This window comes from Mesorhizobium sp. J428, from assembly GCF_024699925.1.
In the GTDB taxonomy this organism is placed as follows: domain Bacteria; phylum Pseudomonadota; class Alphaproteobacteria; order Rhizobiales; family Rhizobiaceae; genus Mesorhizobium_A.
In genome coordinates this window covers 4,246,395-4,267,949 of the sequence record NZ_JAJOMX010000001.1, presented here as the reverse complement: position 1 = coordinate 4,267,949, position 21,555 = coordinate 4,246,395, and the positions used below count along the sequence as shown (strand labels likewise).

Here is a 21,555-nt window from a genome sequence, read left to right as displayed (position 1 = left end):
GACCCCATGACCGCGGGCAGGAACAGCCTCACCTATGCGCAGGCCGGCGTGGACATCGATGCTGGCAATGCAATGGTCGAAAAGATCAAGCCGATCGTGCGCTCGACGCGCCGTGTCGGTGCCGACGGGGAGATCGGCGGCTTCGGCGGCCTGTTCGACCTCAAGGCGGCCGGCTTCACCGACCCTATCCTCGTCGCCGCCAATGACGGAGTGGGCACCAAGCTCCGCATCGCGATCGAGGCGGGCAAGCACGACACGATCGGCATCGACCTCGTCGCCATGTGCGTCAACGATCTCGTCGTACAGGGCGCGGAGCCGCTGTTCTTCCTCGACTATTTCGCCACCGGCAAGCTCGACCCCGACCAGGGTGCTGCGATCGTCTCGGGCATCGCCGATGGCTGCCGCATGGCCGGCTGCGCACTGATCGGCGGCGAGACCGCCGAGATGCCCGGCATGTATCACGGCGACGACTACGACCTCGCCGGTTTCGCCGTGGGGGCAGCCGAGCGTGGCGCGCTCTTGCCCACCGATGACATCATGGAAGGCGATGTGCTGCTCGGCCTCGCCTCCTCCGGCGTTCATTCCAACGGCTTTTCGCTGGTGCGCAGGATCGTCGCGCTCTCGGGTCTTAAATGGACTGATCCGGCGCCGTTCGATCCTTCCCGCAGCCTTGGCGAGGCGTTGCTGGAGCCCACACGAATCTATGTGAAGCCGATCCTCGCCGCGATCCGCGGCACGCACGGCATCAAGGCGCTGGCCCACATCACCGGCGGCGGCTATCCGGACAACATCCCGCGGGTGCTCCCGAAGGACTGGGCGGCCGAACTCGACCTCGGCGCGATCGACGTACAGCCCGTGTTCGACTGGCTGTCGAAGACCGGCGGCGTCGAGGCCAACGAAATGATGCGCACGTTCAACTGCGGCATCGGCATGGTGATCGTGGTCGCCGCCGGCCAGGCCGCGCAGGTCGCCGCCGTGCTGCAGAGCGAGGGCGAGACGGTCACGCCGATCGGCCGTATCGTGCCCCGGCGCGACGACCCGGTCATTTATCGCGGGAGGATTGCGCTGTAATGACGAAGAAGCGCGTCGCCATCCTGATCTCCGGCCGCGGCTCCAACATGGCCGCGCTGATCAACGCGGCCGCCTCGCCCGACTTCCCGGCCGAGATCGTCGGCGTGATCTCGAACCGCCCCGACGCTAAGGGCCTCGCGATCGCCGCCGCCAAGGGCGTGTCGACCTCGGTCATCCCGTCCAAGGGCATCTCGCGCGAAGATCACGACGCAGCGCTCGACAAGGCACTCGCCGGCATGAAAGCCGAAATCGTCTGCCTCGCCGGCTATCTGCGCCTGCTGACCAGCGGCTTCGTGACGAAATGGAGCGGACGGATGATCAACATCCACCCTGCCCTCCTGCCGTTGTTCAAGGGCCTCGACACACATGAGCAGGCCTTGAAGGCCGGCATGCGAATCCACGGCTGCACGGTGCATTTCGTGACGCCTGAAATGGACGACGGCCCGATTATCGCACAGGCGGCCGTGCCTGTGCTCGCCTCGGACGATGCCGAGATGCTCGGCGCCCGCGTGCTCGCCGCCGAGCACCACATCTATCCGCTCGGCCTCGCGCTCGTCGCAGAGGGCAAGGCCAGGATGGAAGGCGGCCGCACGGTCTTCGCCGAGTTCAGCGAGGAGACGGGCGCCGGCCGCCTCGTTTCCGCCCCCGCCCCGCGCCCGAAGACGCCCGACATCGAGAGCCTGGCGCGGTTCACGCCGTAGGCGGAAGCAGTATTACGCACCCGATACCGAACGGCTGGAAGTCGTGCTTAGTCTGCGCGCCCGTCGAGCTCGAACTGTTTGATCCACCAACCATATATGCGGATCCGTGCTGATCGCCGCATCGTCCGCTCACGCGACCTTCCCGCCCTGCTACAACGCCCGCACCCACACCTTGTTGTCGTGGAACGCAGCTCCGCCGTAAGGCGGGCCGGCGTCCGCGCCGGTGAGCACGTTGATCCCTTCGCCGCGCTCATGCGCCGAGTTCGGCCAGATGCCTTCCGCGATGACGACGCCACGCTTGATCCCGTCGAACAGCTTCGCGTGCAGGACGACTTCGCCGCGCGCATTGCCCACTTCGACCCGGCTGCCTTCCGCGATACCGAGCGCCTCGGCGTCCTCGGGGTTGAGTAACAGTTCCGGGCGCCCTTCCTTCTGACGCGACACTGGCGTTTCGGCGAAGGTCGAGTTGAGGAAGTTGCGCGCCGGCGAGGTCGCCAGTCGGAACGGATGCGTCTCGTCCGCAACCTCGATCAGGTCGACGTGGTCGGGAAACACCGGCAGCCGCGCCACGTCACCGAACACGCCCATCGATTTCGGCGGCTTGTTCGGCGCGGCATAGGTCGTCCAGTCCGGGCGGAAATGGAACTTGCCGTCGCGATGGCCGAAGCCGTCGAGAAAGTGCGCGCGCTCGAAGGGCGGCTGCATGTCGGCCCAACGTGCCTCCTTGAGTGCGTCGAATCCGCCCAGCCCGCGCTTGCCCAGGATGATGTCGATATGCTCGCGCTCGGTCAGGCCGAATCCCGGCATGTGCGACACGCCGAGGCGTTTCGCCAGTTCCTCGATGACGAAATGATTGGTGCGCACCGTCTCCGGCGGCTCGATCGCCTTCGGTCCCAGCGTGATGTGCTGGTTGCCGCCGCCGGTATAGATGTCGTCGTGCTCCAGGAACATCGTCGCCGGCAGCACGACATCGGCGAGCTTCGCCGTGTCGGTCATGAACTGCTCGTGCACGCAGGTGAACAGGTCATCGCGCAGGAAGCCCCGCACCACTTTGCGTTGCTCCGGGGCGACATTGACGGGGTTGGTGTTCTGGATCAGCAAGGCCGTCACCGGCGGGCCGCCGAACAGCGCGTCCGGCTCGCCGACCAGGATCGGGCCGATGCGCGAGTGATCGAGATGCCGGATCTTCGGGTCGATGAACTTCAGTCCCTCCAGCACCGTCTTGTCGAACTTGAAGATGCCGGAGTTGGAGTGGAACGCACCGCCGCCCTCGTACTGCCAGTGGCCAGCGACCACGGAGACCGACAGCGCGGCATGCATGTTCGCCGCGCCGTTGCGCTGGCGCGCGAAGCCATAGCCGAGTCGGAAGAAGGTGCGCTTCGTCGTGCCGACGAGCTTTGCGAAGGCCTCGATCTCCTCCACCGACAGTCCCGTGATCGTCGCTGCCCATTCGGGTGTCCGGGTCCGCAGATGCTCTTCCAGACCCTTGGGGTCATCCGAGTATTTTTCGAGATAGGCCCGGTCGGCGAGGTTGTCGCGGAACAGCACGTGCATCACCGCGCAGGCAAGTGCGCCGTCCGTTCCCGGCCTCAGAACCAGCCCCATGTCGGCCTGCTTCACGGTCGCATTCTCGTAGATGTCGATCGCGACGATCTTGGCGCCGCGCTCCTTGCGGGCCTTTACCGCGTGCGTCATCACGTTGACCTGCGTGACGACCGCGTTGGTGCCCCAGATCACGACGCAGTCGGACTTGGCGATTTCGCGCGGGTCCGCGCCTGCCAATCGGCCCGTCCCCATCGTGTAGCCGGTCCAGGCGAGGTTGGTGCAGATCGAATCGAAGAAGCCCGAATATTTCTTGGCGTTGCGCAACCGGTCGATGCCGTCGCGCTGCACATGGCCCATCGTGCCGGCATAGAAATAAGGCCAAACTGTCTCGCTGCCGTGCTTCGCCTCCGCCTTTAGGAGTTCTTCCGCCACCAGGTCGAGCGCGGCGTCCCACGATGCCTCTCTCCATACGCCATCGCCTTTGGCACCGGCGCGGATCAGCGGCTTCATCAGCCGGTCGGGATGGTGGATCCTGTCGGCATAGCGCGCGACCTTGGCGCAGATCACGCCTGCCGTGTAGGTGTTGTCCTTCGCGCCGTGCACGCGGCCGATCCGGTTCGGCCCGACGATCTCGACGTCGAGCGCACAGGCCGAGGGGCAATCGTGCGGACAGACGGAATGGGCGATGCCCGTCTTCGATGTGGCCGTTTGGCCGAACGTGGCGTGCGTGTTCATGGCCCTTCCCTAGCGGTTTTTCGAAGGCGGGTGTAGAGGCCCCTCCATGCTCCGGGCCGAACATCCATGAACTACGACCATGCCTATCATGCCGGCAATTTCGCGGATGTGGTCAAGCATGCGCTGGTCGTGCGCATCGTCGAATATCTGAAGCGCAAGGACAAGCCGTTCCGCGTCATCGACACGCATGCCGGCAGCGGCCTCTACGATCTGACGGCCGAACGGGCGCAGAAGACCGGCGAATGGCGGGCGGGCATCGGCAGGCTGGTCGAGCGACAGGGTGATCTCCCAGCGGCCGTCCGCGGCCTCCTTGGGCCCTATCTCGACTGCATTGCCGACCTCAATCCCGGCGGAGGAATCACGGTCTATCCGGGATCGCCGGTGCTCGTCCGCCGCCTGCTGCGCGGCCGGGACAGGCTGACGGCGATCGAGCTTCATCCCGACGCGGCCTTCGAACTGAAAAATCGTTTCGCGGGCGATTTCGCCACGCGCGTCATCGAGCTCGATGGCTGGCTGGCGCTCGGCGCGCATGTGCCCCCGAAGGAGAAGCGCGGCCTCGTGCTGGTCGACCCCCCTTCGAGATCGACGACGAGTTCGGCCGTATCCTCGACGGCCTGCGGACGGCGCACCGGCGCTGGCCGGGCGGGATCTACGCCTTCTGGTATCCGGTGAAAGACCGCCAGGAGGTGCAGCGCTTCCGCGGAGAACTCGCCACGCTTGGAATCCCGCGCATCCTCGACGCGACGCTGACCATCCGCGCGCCTCTCCATTACCCTCGGCTCGACGGCACCGGCATGGTCATCGTCAATCCGCCCTATCTAATCGAGGACGAGCTCAGGCTGCTTCTGCCCGTGCTTGCCGACGTGCTGGCACAGGACGACGGCGCCGCCTGGTCGGTCGATTGGCTTGCCGGAGAGGCCGAGCCCGGTTGACGGCGAAGGCAAGTTGCAGGAGTGTCCGACGCTGATAAACAGGCGGAGTGCGGGTACCATGGCGCGATTCGGATTGCTTCTCTCGATGGTCGTGGCACTGGCCTCGCTATCCGGCACGGCCAGGGCTGCGGACATGGTGCGCGACTACGCGGATCCGGGTGTGTGCGCCGATCAGCGTTTTCTCGGCAAGATCTCGCATCGCTTCCGGCATCAGGTGACGCATGTGCCGAACCTGCCCGATGTCGGCATCGTCGCGTTCCACGACATTCACCAGCACCGCTACAATCAGACTTCGGAACAATGGCCGATCGGGCGGCGCTACTGTGGCGCCACCGTGGAGCTGTCCGACGGCAAGTCCCGCTCGATCTGGTATCTCATCGAGGAAGGCATGGGCTTCGCTTCGATCGGCGACAATGTCGAATTCTGCGTCTCGGGCTTCGATCGCTGGAACGTCTATAACGGCCGCTGCCGGGTGCTGAGGTAACGATCCTGCTTCCGCTTCGCCGGACGGGTCTTCCCGCCCTGCTCCTGTCGGTGCTTCTCGCTGCCTGCAGCGAAGAACCTACGAGCGCCCCGAACACGCCAATTGCCCGCCCTGCACCGACAGCTCCGGCATCGAATCCGCAGACGCCCGTAAAATCCGGAAAAGGCTTCGATTTCTACGTCCTGTCGCTGTCGTGGTCACCGAGCTATTGCGAGGCAGAGGGCGCGGACGCCAACCGCCAGCAATGTGCGTCGGGCCGGCCCTATGCTTTCGTTGTCCACGGTCTGTGGCCGCAGTTCGAGCGCGGATACCCGGCCGACTGCCCGGTGGGCGAGAGCGACGTCGCCCCCGGCATCGTCTCCGGCATGCTGCCGCTGATGCCGTCCGCCGGACTGATCCGTCACCAGTGGCGAAAGCACGGCTCCTGCGCCGGCCTGTCGCAGCGCGACTATTTCGACGTCGTGCGCGCTGCCCGCGCGCGGATTGAGATCCCGAAGGAGTTCGAGCGGCTCTCCGCCTACCGCACCATCCGACCCGACGAGGTCGAGGCGTCGTTCCTGTCCGCCAACGACCGTTTGAAGCCGGACGGCGTCGCCGTCACCTGCGATCGGCGCTACCTGCGCGAGGTCCGGATCTGCTTTACCAAGGGCCTTGAGTTCCGCGCCTGCCCCGAGATCGACCGCCGCCACTGCCGTCTCGACAAGGCCGTGATGCCACCTGTCCGGGGTGGCTGAACCAGCGCGCGGCGGGGCTTCCGCGACGGCCCGGGGCTGGATAGTGTCGCGCCGCCCTCAACCTCACCCGGGAACACAGATGCCGCGCATCCTCTACTCCTCCGCCTCTCCCTACAGCGCCAAGGTCCGGATGGCGGCCGCTTATGCGGGCATCGTCTGCGAGGCGGTGACGGTCGACACGAATGCCGATCCGGCTCTGCTCATCGACGCCAATCCGCTCGGCAAGATCCCGGTGCTCATCACCGACGATGGCGAGGCAGTGTTCGACAGCCGTGTCATCACGCAATACCTCAACCGGCTCTCCGGCAATACGCTGTTTCCGCGCAACGCCGCGAAACGGCTGGAAGCCGAGCGGCTCGAAGCGCTCGCCGACGGCATCGCCGACTGCCTGCTCGCCCATGTCTATGAGCGCCGCTTCCGCCCGGAAGAGAGGATTCACCAGCCCTGGCTCGAACGGCAGTGGTCGAAGGTCGAGCGCTCGCTCGATCATCTGGTCGCGAACACGCCGAAAATCCCGGCCAAGATCACCGCTGGCCACATCGCGCTGCGCGCCCTCATCGGCTACCTCGCGCTGCGTTTCGCCGGCCAGTGGGAAAAAGGCCGCTCGAAGCTGGTCCGCTGGGCGAAGAAGTTCGACGAAAAGTTTCCCGAACTCGCAGCCTACATCCCGAGCTAGCAGTGGCCCTATATATCAAACAGAAAGGCCGGGGAGTCGCCTCCCCGGCCTTTGCTGTTACGCGGCTACGCGCTGGTCTCAGAACTTCACGCCGAGACCGAGCTGAACCTTATTGGAGTGGGTATCGATCTCCTGTGCGGCGCCACCGAGATTGAACGTCTCCTTGCCGTAGTCCGTGAAGCGATACTCGCCACGGACGAACACCTGCTCGGTGACCTTCACGTCGGCACCCGCGCCGACCGTATAGCCGAGCATCGTCTTGCGGTCGGAGCCGAAAGCGTCGCTGGCCTTCAGGTTTTCAGCAGCACCGCCGCCGGTGCCATAGAGCAGCACACGGTCGTTGACGGCATAGCCGAGACGGGCGCGCAGCGAGCCCTCTACCCCGGACTTGGTTTCGATGCCGGCGTTCGAGCCCTTGGCTCCGCTGTAACCGACGTCACCCTCGACGCCATAGACGATGCTGCCGTTCTGGCCCTGTATACCGGCGAACGCGCCACCGTTGAAGCCGTCATGGTCATGACGGCCCACACCCGGAAGGTCGGCGCGGCCGAAGGTGTAACCGGCCTGCACACCGGCGTAGGGGCCGGCCCAACCCGTCGAAGCCGACGGGACGATGTCGACCGGCGCCGGCTCGGGAGCCTGCTCCATGATCGCGTCGGCGGCGAAAGCCGGAGCCGATGCGAGGATGGCGAGAGCCGCTGCCGCGGCGAGCGGGCGGGCGAATTTGAGATTGGCTTTCATTGGTGTCTCCTTAGCCTCAGGAACTCGAAACGCTGGCCGAGGGTCGACGTTCCATCGGGAGGAGACGGAGCGCCCTTCGGTCTGAGCCGGAAGATGGGAGCCAAATGCGGCGCGACCGCACCGCCAATCGGGTCATTGGCGGGCGACGGTGCGGCGAGAAAAAGGCGTTGCACGAAGGCAACACGCGTCATTCCGAAGGCCGTCCGGCCCCGAATGCGCTCTGCCGCGCGGCTAGGACAACACCTAGCAAGATACTGAAATTTTTAGGTTAATTTTCCAGATCATCGAGCCGGCTTACGCAACGCCATCCGGCTGTCTCCTTCTGCGTCAGGGATTGGCTGCAACCGGCGGCGGCCGCACTGGCGGCCTCCGTTTCGCCCCATATATTTCCGAAAAGTAGCCCCGGGGGACCGTCCTACATGATTCATCAACCAAGAGTCGCGCTGGTCACCGGAGGCGCGCGCAGGATCGGCGCTGCGATCGTCCGCGATCTGGCGAGGAACGGCTTCGCCGTGGCAATCCACTGCAATCGCTCGCGCACGGAGGCTGAGGCGCTCGCCGCTGATATTGTTGGTGACGGCGGCAGGGCGGCCGTGGTCACGGCCGACCTCACCAAGGCCGACCAGGCCGACGACCTCGTTGCCCGCGCCACGGCGCAGGTCGGCCCGCTGGGCCTCCTCGTCAACAGCGCCTCCATCTTCGAGCCCGACGAGATCGGCAATTTCGGCTGGGAGCTGTGGGACGCGCATTTCGCCGTGCACGTGAAGGCTCCGGTGCTTCTGGCGCGACGGTTCGCTGAGTCGCTGCCGCCCGACACGGCCGGGCTGGTGGTCAACATCATCGACGAACGCGTCTGGCGACCGAATCCGCAGTTCTTCTCCTATACGCTGTCGAAGTCGGCGCTGTGGGACGCGACGCGCACCATGGCGCAGGCGCTCGCCCCACGCATTCGCGTCAACGCCATCGGCCCGGGCCCGACGCTGCCAAACATCCGCCAGCAGCCCGGCGATTTCGAACGGCAGATCGCCGGCCTGCTGCTCGAGCGTGGGCCTAGGCTGCCCGAATTCGGCGCAACGGTGCGCTACCTGTTCGAGACGATGTCAGTAACCGGCCAAATGATCGCCATCGACGGCGGTCAGCATCTTGCGTGGGAAACGCCGGATGTGACAGGCATGAGGGAATGAGTCCCCGCAAAGCCCAGATCGAAGACCCGACCGCGCCCGACGCGGACGATGAGGTCGCCCTGTTCGCCGCTGACGAGCAGGAGGACGACGATGCCGCCATCGTCGAGGATGTCGCCGCGCCGGAGATGGCGGCGCTGTGGGACCGCGGCGGCCGCGATACGGAAGGTCTCGCCGGCGCGGAGTTGATCCAGGCGCTGGTGAAGCGCCTGCCCAATTCGCCCGGAGTCTACCGAATGATGAACGAGGCCGGCGACGTGCTCTACGTCGGCAAGGCGCGCAGCCTCAAGAAGCGCGTCACCAACTACGCGCAGGGTCGCTTCCACACCAACCGCATCGGCCGGATGGTGCGCGAGACGGCGTCGATGGAGTTCGTCGTCACCCGCACCGAGATCGAAGCGCTTCTGCTCGAAGCGGATCTGATCAAGCGGTTGCGGCCGCGCTTCAATGTGTTGATGCGGGACGACAAGTCGTTCCCCTACATCCTGATCACCAATGACGGGCTGGCACCGGGCATCTTCAAGCATCGCGGCGCGCGCTCGCGCAAGGGCGACTATTTCGGCCCCTTCGCCTCTGCTGGAGCGGTCGGCCGCACCATCAACGCGCTGCAGCGCGCCTTCCTGCTCAGAAGCTGCACCGATTCCATGTTTGAGACCCGCACGCGCCCGTGCCTGCTCTACCAGATCAAGCGCTGCTCCGGTCCGTGCACCGGCGAAATCTCCGCCGAAGGCTATGCCGAGCTGGTCTCGGAAGCGACGGATTTCCTCTCCGGCCGCAGCCAGAAGGTGAAGGGCGAAATCTCGGCCGCCATGCAGGACGCCTCCGCGCAGCTCGACTTCGAGCGTGCCGCGATCTACCGCGACCGCCTCGCCGCTCTCTCGCACGTCCAGTCACACCAGGGCATCAACCCGCAATCTGTCGAGGAGGCCGACGTCTTCGCCATTCACCAGGACGGCGGCCAGAGCTGCATCGAGGTGTTCTTCTTCCGCACCGGCCAGAATTGGGGCAACCGCGCCTATTTTCCCAAGGCCGATCCGGCGCTTGAGCCGGCCGAGGTGCTGGGGGCGTTCCTGGCACAGTTCTACGACGACAAGCCCTGCCCGCGCCTGATTCTGCTCTCGCACGCGGTCGAGGACCAGGACCTCCTGGCCGAGGCGCTTGCCACGCGGGCCGGCCGCAAGGTGACGATCTCCGTGCCGTCGCGCGGCGAGAAGAAGGACCTTGTGGCGCATGCCATCCAGAACGCCCGCGAGGCGCTCGGCCGCCGGCTGGCCGAGACCTCTACCCAGGCCGCACTGCTGCGAAGGCCTCGCCAAGACCTTCGGCCTCGCCAATACGCCGCGGCGCATAGAGGTCTACGACAACTCGCACATCATGGGCACCAATGCGGTCGGTGCGATGATCGTCGCCGGGCCGGAGGGCTTCGCAAAGAACCAGTACCGCAAGTTCAACATCCGCTCAGAGACGATCACGCCCGGCGACGATTTCGGCATGATGCGTGAGGTGATGGAGCGGCGCTTCTCGCGGCTGGTGAAAGAGCATGGCGAGGAACCTACGCCGCCGACCGAGCACGACGATGCCATGCCTGCATGGCCGGACCTGATCCTGATCGACGGTGGCCAGGGCCAGATGTCGGCGGTGCGTGCGATCCTCGACGAACTCGGCATTTCCGACAAAGTGGCGGCGGTGGGCGTCGCCAAGGGCGTTGATCGCGACGCCGGGCGCGAGCGCTTCTTCGCCAGGGGACGAGACCCGTTCATGCTGCCGCCGCGCGATCCGATGCTTTACTTCATCCAGCGGCTGCGCGACGAGGCGCATCGCTTTGCGATCGGCTCGCACCGCGCGCGCCGCAAGAAGGAGATGACGCGCAACCCGCTCGACGAGATCGCCGGCATCGGCCCAACGCGCAAGCGCGCGCTGCTGCATCACTTCGGCACCGCCAAGGCCGTAAGCCGCGCGGCACTTGCCGATCTGAGGGCGGTCGAGGGTGTGTCGGAATCGCTCGCGAAACAGATTTACGACCACTTCCACGACAATGGCTGATTCATCCCATTAGTGAGCCGGGAGGGGCGAATCGGCTCTGGCGCAACCGATAGTTCGGCGCGCCGGCGGAACCGGCCCTTGCGGTTGACCGGAAGAGGCCGCATCTGTTGACAGTCAGAGATGAGAAGCGAAAAGACGGCGGATGGCTAGCAAGGCGTACAATATTCCGAATCTGCTGACTTACGGGCGCATCCTCGCGGTGCCGCTGATCGTCGTCTGCTTCTATCTGGAGGGACGACTCGAGATCGAGCGACTTCGCTCGCTGGTTGGCCCTGTTCCTCTTCGTGCTGGCGAGCGTCACCGACTATCTCGACGGCTATCTCGCGCGCATCTGGAAACAGACGTCGAACATCGGCCGCATGCTCGACCCGATCGCCGACAAGCTCCTGGTCTCCACGTGCCTCATGCTGCTTGCCGCCGATCCCGTCGAGACAATCCACGGCTGGTCGCTGTGGGCGGCCATCGTCATCCTGTGCCGCGAGATCCTGGTCTCGGGCCTGCGCGAATATCTCGCCGAACTGAAGGTCAGCCTGCCCGTCACCCGGCTCGCCAAGTGGAAGACGGCTATCCAGATGGTGGCCATCGCCTTCCTGCTGGCCGGTCCCGCAGGCGACAAGATCTTCCCCTACACGACGCAGGTCGGCATCACCCTTCTCTGGGTGTCGGCGATCGTGACGCTTTACACCGGTTACGACTATTTCCGCGCCGGGCTGAAGCACGTGGTGGATGAGTGAGGCAGCCGTGAAGCTCATCTACTTCGCCTGGGTCAGAGAACGTATCGGCCTTCCGGAAGAAGAGGTCGAGCTTCCCGCCGAGGTAAAGACGGTGCGCGACCTTCTCCTGTGGCTGCGCGAACGCGGCGAAGGCTATGAGGAGGCATTGCGCCATCCTGAAGCGATCCGCGTCGCGATCAACCAGGAGCATTCGCGCCACGACGAGCCGGTCGCCGGCGCGCGCGAGGTTGCCCTGTTCCCCCCGATGACCGGCGGCTAGCCATGGCGGCCCGAATCGAGATCAGGATCCAGAAGGAGGATTTCGATCTCTCCGCCGAGGTCTCGGCGCTGTTGGCCGGCCTGGGCGACTCGGGCGCCGTCGTCACCTTCAGCGGACTCTGCCGCAGCGAGGACGGGGCGCTCGCCGCGCTCGAACTCGAACACTATCCCGGCATGGCCGAGGCGGAAATCCGGCGGATCGCCGAGGAGGCCGCCGCGCGGTGGCCGGTGACCGCGCTCGCGGCGATCCATCGCGTCGGCCGCATCGCGCCGGGCGGGAACATCGTTCTGGTGGTCGCCGCCTCCGCCCACCGCCAGGCCGCCTTCGACGCCGCCTCCTTCCTGATGGATTTCCTCAAGTCGCGCGCGCCCTTCTGGAAGAAGGAACATCTCGCCGACGGCACCGAGGGCGGGTGGGTCGACGCCAAGGAATCGGACGAGGAAGCGCTCGGCCGCTGGTCCTGACGGCCTGATCGCCCAGCATCGCGAATTCCCGGGTAAAATCCTATGAAAAGGACAGATCGCGGGAATTCGGCCGTGCTATTTCAGCGGTAGTCCCTAAGTGGAAAGCGCTGCACTCCTCGACCTGGCGGCATATGCACATTGTTTGCCTGCATATAAATTCCGCATTAACCGTGCCTGCTGTTTTTCACGTCAGTTAGAGCTTTGGGAAATGCCCTGACGTAAGCTCTCCCTACTCGGATAATCCTCAGGGGCGATGCTGGACGCGTTGGCGAACCTTTTCTGGCTGGGAGCGGGGACAGGCTTGCTAGTCATGTCCATCCCGCTGGTCATTGGCGTTCTCGTCTCGACCACCCTCTCCTACCGCCGCCGCTGGATCGAGGCCTCCTACGAACACCAGAACAGCCGCGACCTCATCGAGCACCTTTCCGAGGGCATCTATCGTTCGTCGATCGACGGCCGACAGCTCTCCGCCAACAAGGCACTGGTGAAGCTCAACGGCTATTCGAGCGAGGCCGAGATGCTGGCCAGCGTCCACGACATCGGTGGAGAATGGTATGTCGAACCTGGCCGCCGCGACGAATTCCGCCGTATCCTGCACTCGCAGGGCCATGTCGAGGACTTCGTCTCCGAGATTTACCGGCACAAGACGCGCGAGCGCATCTGGATCTCGGAATCGGCCCGAATCGTGCGCCACAACCGAACCGGCAAGCCCCTGTTCTACGAGGGATCGGTTCGCGAGATCACCGAGACGATTAAGCGCCTCAAGCTTGAGGAACACTACAAGAAGCTGATCACGCAGATCCCCGGCGGCCTGTTCCAGTATAGCAGAGAGGCGGACGGCTCGTTCCGCGTCCTGTACTACAGCGAAGGCTTCCACAGGCTGACCGGCATCCCCAACGCCCCCCAGGCGCAGGACCCCGAGACGTTCACCAGGCTCATCGTTCCCGAAGACCTCGACGCCTACTATCATTCGCTCAGGGAATGCCACCGGGCGTTCAAATACTGGGACCACGAGTTCCGCATCCGCACGCCCGACGGCGTCGAGAAATGGCTGCGTGCCTCGGCGGCGCCCGAAAGGGTTGGCGGCGCCATCGTCTGGCACGGTTACGCCTCGGACATTTCACTGCGCAAACGGCAGGAACTCGAGATCAAGGAACTCGCCTATTTCGACCCGCTCACGCACCTGCCGAACCGCCGTGCCCTGCTCGATAGGCTCGGCGAGACGCTGGAGCGGACGCGCCATGTGGCGCGACGCGGCGCGCTGCTCTTCATCGACCTCGACAACTTCAAGACGCTCAACGACAGCGAGGGCCACGACATCGGCGACGCCTATCTCGTGCAGGTCGCAGGCAGGCTCTCGGCCTGTGTCGAGCCGGGCGATCTCGTGGCCCGCATCGGTGGCGACGAATTCGTCGTCTGCATCGAGGATGCGGGCGCGACCGACGCGGATGCCTCCGCGCGCGCCAACCGCACCGCCCAGGCCGTGCTGCGCGAACTCGCGCGGCCGCACCTGATCGGCGCGGTCGAGCATCACGCCTCCGCAAGCGTCGGCATCGTCGTCTTCGACGGCCACGAGCCGCGCGTCGACGAGGTGCTGAAGCGCGCCGACATCGCGATGTACAGAGCCAAAGCGTCCGGCCGCAACGCAATGGCGATGTTCGACCCGTCTGCCACCGCAGACGAGAACGAAGAGTTCCGCCTCGTCGCCGATCTGCGCACCGCGCTTGCGGAGGACCGCCTGCACCTGCATTTCCAGCCGCAGGTCGACCAGTTCGGCAGGGTGGTCTCCGCCGAGGCGTTGCTGCGCTGGAACCACCCGGAATTCGGTCCCGTCGGGCCGGACCGCTTCATCCCGCTCGCCGAGAAATCGGGACTGATCAACGACCTCGGGCGTATGGTGCTCGCCAAGGGCGTGCGGACGCTCGCCACCTGGCAGGCTGATCCCGAGACGGCGCATCTGCGCCTTTCGGTCAACGTGTCACCCAAATCCTTCAGCAGCCCGGACTTCGTGCAGCATGTCCGGGGTCTGATCGAGGAACACGCGGTCGACGCCTCGCGCCTGATGCTCGAATTTACCGAGCAGGTGATGGCCGAGAACCAGAGGGCCACAGCGGAACGGATGCATGAGCTGCGCCGGCTCGGCATCCGATTCTCGCTCGACGATTTCGGCACCGGCTACTCCTCGCTCGCCTATCTGCGGCAGATGCCGTTCGACGAGGTCAAGATCGATGGCTCCTTCGTGGCCGACATCGAGACGAGGGAGAGCGACCGGGCACTGGTGCGCACCATCCTGGCCATGGCCGACACGCTGGGGCTGGCGGCGGTGGCGGAGCATGTCGAGACGGTACAGCAGGAAATGCTGCTGCGCGCCTTCGGCTGCCGGATGTTCCAGGGCTATCTCTACGCGCCGCCGCTGTCGGCCGACGACTTCCTCGCCCGCGCAAGGACCGCGCCGTCGCTTGCGCCAACGGCCGAGTTATTAAGGCGGCGCGCATGAAAAAGCCGGGCGCGAGGCCCGGCTTTCGAAACTGCGCGGCCGGCTGAAATCAGCCGACGATCTCGGTGCCCGAGAACCAGTAGGCGATCTCTTCCTTCGCGGTCTCCGGCGCGTCGGAGCCGTGGACCGAGTTCTCGCCGATCGACAGAGCGTGCACCTTGCGGATGGTGCCCTCGGCGGCGTTGGCCGGGTTGGTCGCGCCCATCACTTCACGGTTCTTGGCGATCGCGTTCTCGCCTTCGAGCACCTGCACCACCGTCGGGCCGGACGACATGAAGTCGACCAGTTCGCCGAAGAAGGGGCGCTCCTTGTGCACGGCATAGAAGCCCTCGGCCTCGCGGCGGCTCATCCACACGCGCTTGGAGGCGACGACGCGCAGGCCGGCATCCTCGAGCATCTTGGTGATCGCGCCCGTCAGATTGCGCTTGGTGGCGTCCGGCTTGATCATGGAAAACGTGCGTTCGACGGCCATTTTTCGTCCTTGTCAGATATGTTTTCGGATGGGTGGCGCTCCATACACGCCGCCCCGGCGATTGCCAAGGGGCGCGGCCGCGTCACGCCGCCGCCGGCACTCTGCGCATCAGGCCGCCATGCAGGTCGAGGCAGCGCTCGAACCAGGCGGCCACCGGATCGGCCGGGTCGAGGAAGCGGAAGGGCGATACAACTCTCACCCACTGCAGGAAACCGGCGACGATGTAGTCGGCATAGAGCGGCCCGTCGCCACCGATGAACGGCTGATACGAGAGCATGTCGCGCAGCGGCTCCAGTCCGGCGCGCCAGACATGAAGTCCGGCCTCCCGCTCTCCCGATACCTCCTCCATAGACCGGCCGCCGAACCGCGCCTCGCGCGACGGACGGAAATAGGCCTGATCCGCCGGAGCGAGGCGCCCGTAGATATCCATCAGCGCGGCACCCCCAAGATAGGGACGGACCACCGCCAGCGACCAGCGCTCGACGAAGCGCGCCGCCGCCTTGCCGCCCTCGCCCTTGAACAGGCTCGGCCGATCCGGATAGGTCTCCTCGAGATAGACCGCGATGTCGAAGGATTCCTTCTTCAACGTCCCGCCGTCGCGGATCACGGGCACGGTCTTGGAGAACCCGCCCTCGATCTTCGGCACATCTGTGAACGGCACCGGCACGGTCTCGAAAGCGAGACCCTTGTGGGCCAGCGCCAGCGCGATCTTCCAAACATGCGGGCTGAACGGGCGCGAGGGATCGGCGCCCACGAGTTCGTAGAGGAGAATGGTCATTGGCGTCTTCACTGGAGGGGGTTAAGAGCCAGTCTGATCAAGATCACTCGAAAGGGAAAGACGTGAAGCAGCATTTTCGCATGTTCGCCGCCTACAACAGCTGGGCGAACGGGCAGCTTTACGACGCGGCTCTCGAATTGTCGGAAGACGAATTAAATCGCGACACCGGCGCCTTCTTCAGGTCGATGATGGCGACGCTCAACCATATACTCGTCGCTGACCGCATCTGGATGAAGCGCTTCACCGGCGAAGGGCAGGCACCTGCAACGCTCGACACTATCCTCTTCTCCGACGTCGCCAAGCTGCGCGCCGCGCGCGAGGCGGAGGACCAGAGGATCGCCAACTATGTCGAAGGCCTGACCGAAAAGGCGCTGACCGGCCGTTTTACGTACATGACCGTCACGGACATGCGCACGGTGTCACAGCGGCTGGCGCCGGCGCTTGCGCACATTTTCAACCACCAAACCCATCATCGCGGCCAGGCGCACACGATCCTGACCAGCCTCGGCAAACCGTCGCTGACGCTCGACCTGATCTACTTCCAGCGAACAGAAAACGGGCGGCAATTCGCATAGCCGCCCGCACGTCTTGATCTATCGTATACTCAGGCCGGGCGCGGGCCGCGATCCGGGCCCTTGCGCTCGATGACCTTCTTCTTCGGCGCTGGCAGCAGGCCCTCGCGCTGCATCTGCTTGCGGGCGGCCTTGCGGGACCGACGGACGGCCTCGGCCTTCTCTCGCGCGCGCTTCTCCGACGGCTTCTCATATGCCTGACGCGCCTTCATCTCGCGGAAGATGCCTTCACGCTGCATCTTCTTCTTCAGGACACGGAGAGCCTGGTCGACATTGTTTTCGCGAACGAGTACCTGCAATGGATATCCTAACCTCGGTCTGGAATTTCGGGATGCGAGCGCACCGGTCGGATGAAATCACGATCCGGCGATTTCTGCGTCGCGCATGTTAACAGCTTTGCGCCAGAATGCACCCCACCCGCGGAAAAAACCTTCGACCGCGGCAAGCGCGAAGCTCCGAAGTCTCTAAACGCACTTTCGGCGGCCCGCCGGAAGCCCGGTTCGGCCGCCTTGCGAAGCCGCGCGCAGCGTGCAAAACGCTCGAACCATGCTTACGATCAACGACCTTTCGCTCCGGATCGCCGGGCGGCTTCTCCTCGACCACGCCTCGCTCAGCCTGCCGGCGGGCGCGAAGGCGGGCCTGGTCGGGCGCAACGGCACCGGCAAGACCACGCTGTTCAAGGCGATCACCGGCGAGCTTCCCATGGAGACCGGTTCGATCTCGCTGCCGAAGGGCCTGCGCATCGGCCAGGTCGCGCAGGAGGCTCCCGGCACAGAGGACTCCCTGATCGAGATCGTGCTTGCCGCCGACAAGGAGCGCGCCGCGCTGCTCGTCGAGGCCGAGACCGCGACCGACCCGAACCGTATCGGCGAGATCCATATGCGGCTTGCCGATATCGATGCGCATACGGCCGAATCCCGCGCAGCCACTATTCTTGCCGGCCTCGGCTTCGACGAGGACGCGCAGAAGCGGCCCGCCTCGTCCTTCTCCGGCGGCTGGCGCATGCGCGTCGCGCTTGCGGCCGTGCTCTTCTCCGAGCCGGACCTGCTGCTGCTGGACGAGCCCACCAACTATCTCGACCTCGAAGGCACGCTGTGGCTGGAGAACTATGTCGGGAAATATCCGCACACCGTTCTCCTGATCAGCCACGACCGCGACCTCTTGAACCGCGCGGTCAACTCGATCGTCCATCTCGACCAGCAGAAGCTCACCTACTGGCGCGGCGGCTATGACCAGTTCGAGCGGCAGCGCGAGGAGGCGCTGGAGCATCAGGAAAAGGCGCGCGTTAAGCAGGAGGCGGCGCGCAAGCACATGGAGGCCTTCGTCGAGCGCTTCCGCGCCAAGGCGTCCAAGGCCCGCCAAGCGCAGTCGCGCATCAAGGCGCTGGAGCGGATGAAGCCGATCGCCGCGGTCATGAACGACAGCGTGCGGCCGTTCTCGTTTCCCAATCCCGCGCGCGAGGCCGCCTCGCCGATCATCGCCATCCAGTCGGCGACGGTCGGCTACCAGCCCGGCAAGCCGATCCTGAAGAACCTGACGCTGCGCATCGACCATGACGACCGCATCGCGCTGCTGGGCGCCAACGGCAACGGCAAGTCGACCTTCGCGAAGTTCCTCGCCGGGCGACTCGACAAGGAGAGCGGCGGCATCACGATCGCGCCGCAGCTCAAGGTGTCGATGTTTGCCCAGCACCAGCTCGACGACCTGCGCCCGGAGGAGAACGCGATCGAGCATGTGCGCCGGCTGATGCCGGAGGCTCCGGAGGCGAAGGTGCGCGCGCGCGTCGCCCAGATGGGCCTGTCGACGGAAAAGATGCAGACACCAGCCAAGGACCTCTCCGGAGGCGAGAAGGCGCGGCTGCTGATGGGGCTTGCCTCGTTCGACGGGCCGAACCTGTTCATCCTCGACGAGCCGACCAACCATCTCGACATCGATTCGCGCGAGCAGCTCGTTCATGCACTCAACGAGTTCGACGGCGCGGTGATCCTGATCTCGCACGACCGCCACCTGATCGAGGCGACGGCCGACCGGCTGTGGCTGGTCAGGGACGGCACGGTCGCGCCCTTCGACGGCGACATGGACGACTACCGCCAGATCGTCACCGGCGTCGCGGTCGACCGGCGCGAGAAGCGCGAGGCGGACAAGGCGTCGAAGGCCGACCGCCGGCGCGAGGCGGCGCAGCGGCGCGCGGCACTGGAGCCGCTGGCCAAGGAGATCAGGGCGACGGAAGCGCTGATGGACCGTCTGCGCAAGCGCATCGACGCGATCGAGGAACAACTTGCCAATCCCGCCCTTTACGAGAAGGATCCGAAGGCCGCGACGCAGCTCGGCAAGGAGCGGTCCGACCTGTCGCACCAGCTCGCCGCCCAGGAAGAGCGCTGGCTGGCGCTGTCCGCCGAGTATGAGGAGGGCATAGCCGAATGACGATCGAGGTCACGCTCAACGACGACGTCACGGTCGTGCGGATCAACCGTCCGGAGGCGCGCAACGCCGTCGATCCCGAGATGGCGGATGCGCTGTTCCAGGCGTTCACCGCCTTCGACCGCGACGCGAGCCAGAAGGTCGCGGTGCTGACCGGCATTCCCGGCGCCTTCTGTGCCGGCTTCGACCTGAAGCGCGCCGCCGGCGGCATGGACGAGACGTGGTTCGCCGAGCACGATCTCGACGGCGAGTTCGACGGCCGCAACGACCGACCGCGCAAGGGGCCGATGGGTCCGACCCGGCTCGCGCTCACCAAGCCCGTCATCGCCGCGATCTCCGGCCCCGCCGTTGCCGGTGGGATGGAGCTGGCACTGTGGTGCGACCTCAGGGTGCTGGAAGAGAGCGCCTATATGGGCGTCTACTGCCGCCGGTGGGGCGTGCCGCTGATCGACGGCGGCACGGTGCGGCTGCCGCGGATCGTCGGCCATGGACGGGCGATGGACCTGATCCTCACGGGCCGCAAGGTCGACGCCGCCGAATCGCTCGCCATCGGGCTGGCAACCCGAGTCTGCGCCGACGGCGCGGCACTCGACACGGCGCTCGACCTCGCGCGCGAGCTGACGAAATTCCCGCAGGCCTGCATGCGCGCCGACCGGGCCTCCGCGATCGCCCAATGGTCGCTCGACCCCGCCGATGCGCTGGTGCGCGAGTGGGAGAGTGCTGCAGCCTTCCGCTCTGAAGGCAATGCGGGTGCCGCCCGCTTCGCCTCCGGCAAGGGCCGCTCGGGGAATTTCGAGGAGATCTGAGGCGACGCGCGCGATTGTCCTCCCCGTGCATGGGAAGGCCGATCTTATCTGCGGTGACACTGCGATAAGCGGCACGACAGGCGCACTTCAGGACGTGTCGTGATACTCGACCGGCGAGAGCACGGCTTTCCCCAATCTCTCGATGAACGCGTCGAGGCCGTGGATCGTGTTGCCCTCGTTGCCGGCCTCATCGGAGGCCTGCCCCCGGTGCAGGAACGACAGACGGCGCAGCTGCGCCGCCACCGCCTGCATGTAGAGCCCGAATGCCCTGAGTGAATCGGCGAGATCCTCCGCATCGGCGGGATCGGCGCCGAAACCGGCCGGCATCGGGACGGGGGTCCAGGGTCCGCGTGCGGAGCTCCGGAGCGTGCCCTCGACATAGGCCCGGAGCAGCGTATTCGCCTGCCAGGCGGCCCACAGCACGCACCAGCGGACCCAGAACGAGCGGCCGGCGGCCTGTTCGGCCATGTCGGCGATCGAGAACAGGCGCATGACGATCCTCGCCTTCAACGCCTGTTCCCTCCCCGCCTTCGCCCTCCAGCCCATCGCCGGCTCCTTTCATCGCAGCCAGTGTGGTGCATGTCTGGAGGGGTGGGGATGGAAAAAGTTGGCGGTTGTGAGAATCTCGAAGCCGGGCAAGAGGTTGGCGAGGGAAGGAGCGGAAATCGATCCATCGGTCATGTGCCAGAACTGATCTCTCCGGCTCCTCTCAAGACAGCGCTCGCCCCTCCCGTGATCGTCATCCCGGCGACCGGAGGTCAGCCGGGATCGATTGACCTTGGCGGGTTGGCGCTACCCTCTTCTTGCGACCGTGGGATGTTTTCAGCGCGTAACCGGAGAGAGGAATGGATCCCGGGTCGCCTCCGGCGCCCGGGAAGACGGGCCGCAGGGGGCGTCACACAGGGCGAGCGAGACAGGTGGCTCGCCCCGGCAAGGACCATGCAGCATGGTAGGGGCGCCGACTGCCCCGATCCCTACTGCCCAAATCCCCTATTCCCCTACCGCCCCCATTTCGGTGGCGGCGGTGCTTCGGGTGTCTTCTTCCGCCGCTGGAGCGACACGAAGAAGCCGACGAAGCCAATTGCCATCAGCGTGTAGCCGATGGGGACGGCGCGGGGGTCCATGTCGGAGGCCCCTGCCCTGAGGATGATCTCGGCCGAGCGCATCTCGATCCGCTCGGCGTCGCCGGGACCGAGGACGAAGCGGTAGCGGCCGCTCTCGACCGGGTCGATCAGGCCGGCATCGTCGCGGTAGATCATGCCGCCGGCCTGCGGATTGTCGCTGCGCGGCTGCTGGTGGGCGAATTTCAGCGTCGTGGCGAGCACGGTCCGGCCGCCGACGGTCGCCGTCAGCGTGAGCGCGGTCGTCGCGCCGTCAAGCGTCAGGCTGCCGAGCGAGGACATGTCGACCAGCACCCGCACCGGCGCATCGGCGGCGGACAGGTCCGCCTCGACGACCGTGTAGCCGCTGCGCCGCTCATAGGCGGGATAGCGCCCGATCTCGCGGCCCGAGACGTTGGAGACAACGAAGGGATAGCCGATGCCGACGGCGAGGCCGGCGAGGAACAGGAGAAGAAAGAGGATACGCATGCGAGGGTTCGACCGTGACGGCCTTCCTGTCGCATGGCGGGCCCGCCCTGTCGAGACGACAGATCCCGCTGCCGTCCCCTCCATGGAACCCGTCGCGCGCTGGCGAATTGTCGGGACATC

The 21,555-nt window shown here is 65.7% G+C and carries 19 protein-coding genes and 3 pseudogenes; 15 read left to right on the top strand and 7 right to left on the bottom strand.

Annotated features, from left to right (window positions below):
• Positions 1-6: 6 nt before the first annotated feature.
• A complete protein-coding gene (gene purM / locus LRS09_RS21420; protein WP_257808927.1) occupies positions 7-1,071 on the top strand; it encodes a phosphoribosylformylglycinamidine cyclo-ligase in 1,065 nt (354 codons plus the stop codon).
• Complete coding sequence (gene purN / locus LRS09_RS21415; protein ID WP_257808926.1) at positions 1,071-1,772, top strand: phosphoribosylglycinamide formyltransferase; 702 nt, start codon at positions 1,071-1,073, stop codon at positions 1,770-1,772. Before purM ends, purN begins: the two co-directional genes overlap by 1 nt.
• Positions 1,773-1,922: 150 nt before the next feature.
• On the opposite strand, the gene LRS09_RS21410 is transcribed toward purN, so the two are convergent.
• Positions 1,923-4,052, bottom strand: a complete 2,130-nt coding sequence (locus LRS09_RS21410) for a molybdopterin-dependent oxidoreductase (protein ID WP_257808925.1) — start codon at positions 4,050-4,052, stop codon at positions 1,923-1,925.
• A gap of 66 nt (positions 4,053-4,118) precedes the next feature.
• On the opposite strand from LRS09_RS21410, the pseudogene LRS09_RS21405 reads away from it, so the two are divergent.
• The 4 genes and pseudogenes from LRS09_RS21405 (at position 4,119) to LRS09_RS21390 (ending at position 6,878) form a co-directional block, all read left to right on the top strand.
• Positions 4,119-4,984 (top strand): annotated as a pseudogene (locus tag LRS09_RS21405) (23S rRNA (adenine(2030)-N(6))-methyltransferase RlmJ).
• A gap of 58 nt (positions 4,985-5,042) precedes the next feature.
• Complete coding sequence (locus tag LRS09_RS21400) at positions 5,043-5,468, top strand: hypothetical protein (protein WP_257808924.1); 426 nt, start codon at positions 5,043-5,045, stop codon at positions 5,466-5,468.
• Positions 5,469-5,518: 50 nt separating this feature from the next.
• On the top strand, positions 5,519-6,202 hold the full coding sequence (locus tag LRS09_RS21395) for a ribonuclease (protein WP_308240324.1): 684 nt from the start codon (positions 5,519-5,521) through the stop codon (positions 6,200-6,202).
• Positions 6,203-6,281: 79 nt separating this feature from the next.
• A complete protein-coding gene (locus LRS09_RS21390; protein WP_257808923.1) occupies positions 6,282-6,878 on the top strand; it encodes a glutathione S-transferase in 597 nt (198 codons plus the stop codon).
• A 78-nt stretch (positions 6,879-6,956) separates the two neighbouring features.
• Here LRS09_RS21390 and LRS09_RS21385 read toward each other — a convergent pair whose 3' ends face one another.
• Complete coding sequence (locus LRS09_RS21385; RefSeq protein ID WP_257808922.1) at positions 6,957-7,619, bottom strand: outer membrane protein; 663 nt, start codon at positions 7,617-7,619, stop codon at positions 6,957-6,959.
• A 419-nt stretch (positions 7,620-8,038) separates the two neighbouring features.
• On the opposite strand from LRS09_RS21385, the gene LRS09_RS21380 reads away from it, so the two are divergent.
• The 6 genes and pseudogenes from LRS09_RS21380 (at position 8,039) to LRS09_RS21355 (ending at position 14,797) form a co-directional block, all read left to right on the top strand.
• Positions 8,039-8,803, top strand: a complete 765-nt coding sequence (locus tag LRS09_RS21380) for an SDR family oxidoreductase (RefSeq protein ID WP_257808921.1) — start codon at positions 8,039-8,041, stop codon at positions 8,801-8,803.
• Positions 8,800-10,843 (top strand): annotated as a pseudogene (uvrC, locus tag LRS09_RS21375) (excinuclease ABC subunit UvrC). The gene LRS09_RS21380 and the pseudogene uvrC overlap by 4 nt, the downstream one beginning before the upstream one ends.
• A 142-nt stretch (positions 10,844-10,985) precedes the next feature.
• A pseudogene (gene pgsA / locus LRS09_RS21370) lies at positions 10,986-11,577 on the top strand (CDP-diacylglycerol--glycerol-3-phosphate 3-phosphatidyltransferase).
• On the top strand, positions 11,570-11,836 hold the full coding sequence (gene moaD / locus LRS09_RS21365; RefSeq protein WP_257808920.1) for a molybdopterin converting factor subunit 1: 267 nt from the start codon (positions 11,570-11,572) through the stop codon (positions 11,834-11,836). The pseudogene pgsA and the gene moaD overlap by 8 nt, the downstream one beginning before the upstream one ends.
• A 2-nt stretch (positions 11,837-11,838) precedes the next feature.
• Positions 11,839-12,300, top strand: coding sequence for a molybdenum cofactor biosynthesis protein MoaE (locus tag LRS09_RS21360; protein WP_257808919.1), 462 nt, complete (start codon positions 11,839-11,841; stop codon positions 12,298-12,300).
• Between the two features lie 310 nt (positions 12,301-12,610).
• A complete protein-coding gene (locus LRS09_RS21355; protein WP_257808918.1) occupies positions 12,611-14,797 on the top strand; it encodes a bifunctional diguanylate cyclase/phosphodiesterase in 2,187 nt (728 codons plus the stop codon).
• 49 nt (positions 14,798-14,846) lie between these two features.
• On the opposite strand, the gene ndk is transcribed toward LRS09_RS21355, so the two are convergent.
• Entirely contained in the window at positions 14,847-15,269 is a 423-nt protein-coding gene (gene ndk, locus LRS09_RS21350) for a nucleoside-diphosphate kinase (RefSeq protein ID WP_257808916.1), read from the bottom strand.
• A gap of 82 nt (positions 15,270-15,351) precedes the next feature.
• Complete coding sequence (locus LRS09_RS21345) at positions 15,352-16,047, bottom strand: glutathione S-transferase family protein (protein WP_257808915.1); 696 nt, start codon at positions 16,045-16,047, stop codon at positions 15,352-15,354.
• Positions 16,048-16,109: 62 nt separating this feature from the next.
• Here LRS09_RS21345 and LRS09_RS21340 point away from each other — a divergent pair, with 62 nt between their 5' ends.
• The gene (locus tag LRS09_RS21340) at positions 16,110-16,622 is read left to right on the top strand and encodes a DinB family protein (protein WP_257808914.1); all 513 of its coding nucleotides are present in this window, start codon (positions 16,110-16,112) and stop codon (positions 16,620-16,622) included.
• 29 nt (positions 16,623-16,651) lie between these two features.
• Here the strand turns inward: LRS09_RS21340 and rpsU are convergent, their stop codons facing one another.
• Positions 16,652-16,918, bottom strand: coding sequence for a 30S ribosomal protein S21 (rpsU, locus tag LRS09_RS21335; protein WP_257808913.1), 267 nt, complete (start codon positions 16,916-16,918; stop codon positions 16,652-16,654).
• A gap of 247 nt (positions 16,919-17,165) precedes the next feature.
• On the opposite strand from rpsU, the gene LRS09_RS21330 reads away from it, so the two are divergent.
• Together LRS09_RS21330 and LRS09_RS21325 are read left to right on the top strand one after the other, a co-directional pair.
• Positions 17,166-19,043 (top strand): ABC-F family ATP-binding cassette domain-containing protein, encoded by a 1,878-nt coding sequence (locus LRS09_RS21330; RefSeq protein ID WP_257808912.1) that lies wholly within the window; start codon positions 17,166-17,168, stop codon positions 19,041-19,043.
• The gene (locus LRS09_RS21325; protein WP_257808911.1) at positions 19,040-19,846 is read left to right on the top strand and encodes a crotonase/enoyl-CoA hydratase family protein; all 807 of its coding nucleotides are present in this window, start codon (positions 19,040-19,042) and stop codon (positions 19,844-19,846) included. Before LRS09_RS21330 ends, LRS09_RS21325 begins: the two co-directional genes overlap by 4 nt.
• 87 nt (positions 19,847-19,933) lie before the next feature.
• Here the strand turns inward: LRS09_RS21325 and LRS09_RS21320 are convergent, their stop codons facing one another.
• Positions 19,934-20,392 carry a hypothetical protein gene (locus LRS09_RS21320; RefSeq protein ID WP_257808910.1) on the bottom strand — a complete coding sequence of 153 codons (459 nt, stop codon included), beginning with the start codon at positions 20,390-20,392 and terminating at the stop codon, positions 19,934-19,936.
• A 452-nt stretch (positions 20,393-20,844) separates the two neighbouring features.
• On the bottom strand, positions 20,845-21,435 hold the full coding sequence (locus tag LRS09_RS21315) for a hypothetical protein (protein WP_257808909.1): 591 nt from the start codon (positions 21,433-21,435) through the stop codon (positions 20,845-20,847).
• Positions 21,436-21,555: the final 120 nt, after the last annotated feature.

Coding starts and splice junctions, on each gene's coding strand:
- purM (WP_257808927.1), top strand. CDS start 7: ATGACCGCGGGCAGGAACAGCCTCACCTATGCGCAGGCCGGCGTGGAC.
- LRS09_RS21390 (WP_257808923.1), top strand. CDS start 6,282: ATGCCGCGCATCCTCTACTCCTCCGCCTCTCCCTACAGCGCCAAGGTC.
- LRS09_RS21315 (WP_257808909.1), bottom strand. CDS start 21,435: ATGCGTATCCTCTTTCTTCTCCTGTTCCTCGCCGGCCTCGCCGTCGGC.
- LRS09_RS21380 (WP_257808921.1), top strand. CDS start 8,039: ATGATTCATCAACCAAGAGTCGCGCTGGTCACCGGAGGCGCGCGCAGG.
- purN (WP_257808926.1), top strand. CDS start 1,071: ATGACGAAGAAGCGCGTCGCCATCCTGATCTCCGGCCGCGGCTCCAAC.
- LRS09_RS21400 (WP_257808924.1), top strand. CDS start 5,043: ATGGCGCGATTCGGATTGCTTCTCTCGATGGTCGTGGCACTGGCCTCG.
- LRS09_RS21345 (WP_257808915.1), bottom strand. CDS start 16,047: ATGACCATTCTCCTCTACGAACTCGTGGGCGCCGATCCCTCGCGCCCG.
- LRS09_RS21325 (WP_257808911.1), top strand. CDS start 19,040: ATGACGATCGAGGTCACGCTCAACGACGACGTCACGGTCGTGCGGATC.
- LRS09_RS21355 (WP_257808918.1), top strand. CDS start 12,611: ATGTCCATCCCGCTGGTCATTGGCGTTCTCGTCTCGACCACCCTCTCC.
- LRS09_RS21320 (WP_257808910.1), bottom strand. CDS start 20,392: ATGGGCTGGAGGGCGAAGGCGGGGAGGGAACAGGCGTTGAAGGCGAGG.
- LRS09_RS21330 (WP_257808912.1), top strand. CDS start 17,166: ATGCTTACGATCAACGACCTTTCGCTCCGGATCGCCGGGCGGCTTCTC.
- ndk (WP_257808916.1), bottom strand. CDS start 15,269: ATGGCCGTCGAACGCACGTTTTCCATGATCAAGCCGGACGCCACCAAG.
- LRS09_RS21360 (WP_257808919.1), top strand. CDS start 11,839: ATGGCGGCCCGAATCGAGATCAGGATCCAGAAGGAGGATTTCGATCTC.
- moaD (WP_257808920.1), top strand. CDS start 11,570: ATGAGTGAGGCAGCCGTGAAGCTCATCTACTTCGCCTGGGTCAGAGAA.
- LRS09_RS21385 (WP_257808922.1), bottom strand. CDS start 7,619: ATGAAAGCCAATCTCAAATTCGCCCGCCCGCTCGCCGCGGCAGCGGCT.
- LRS09_RS21410 (WP_257808925.1), bottom strand. CDS start 4,052: ATGAACACGCACGCCACGTTCGGCCAAACGGCCACATCGAAGACGGGC.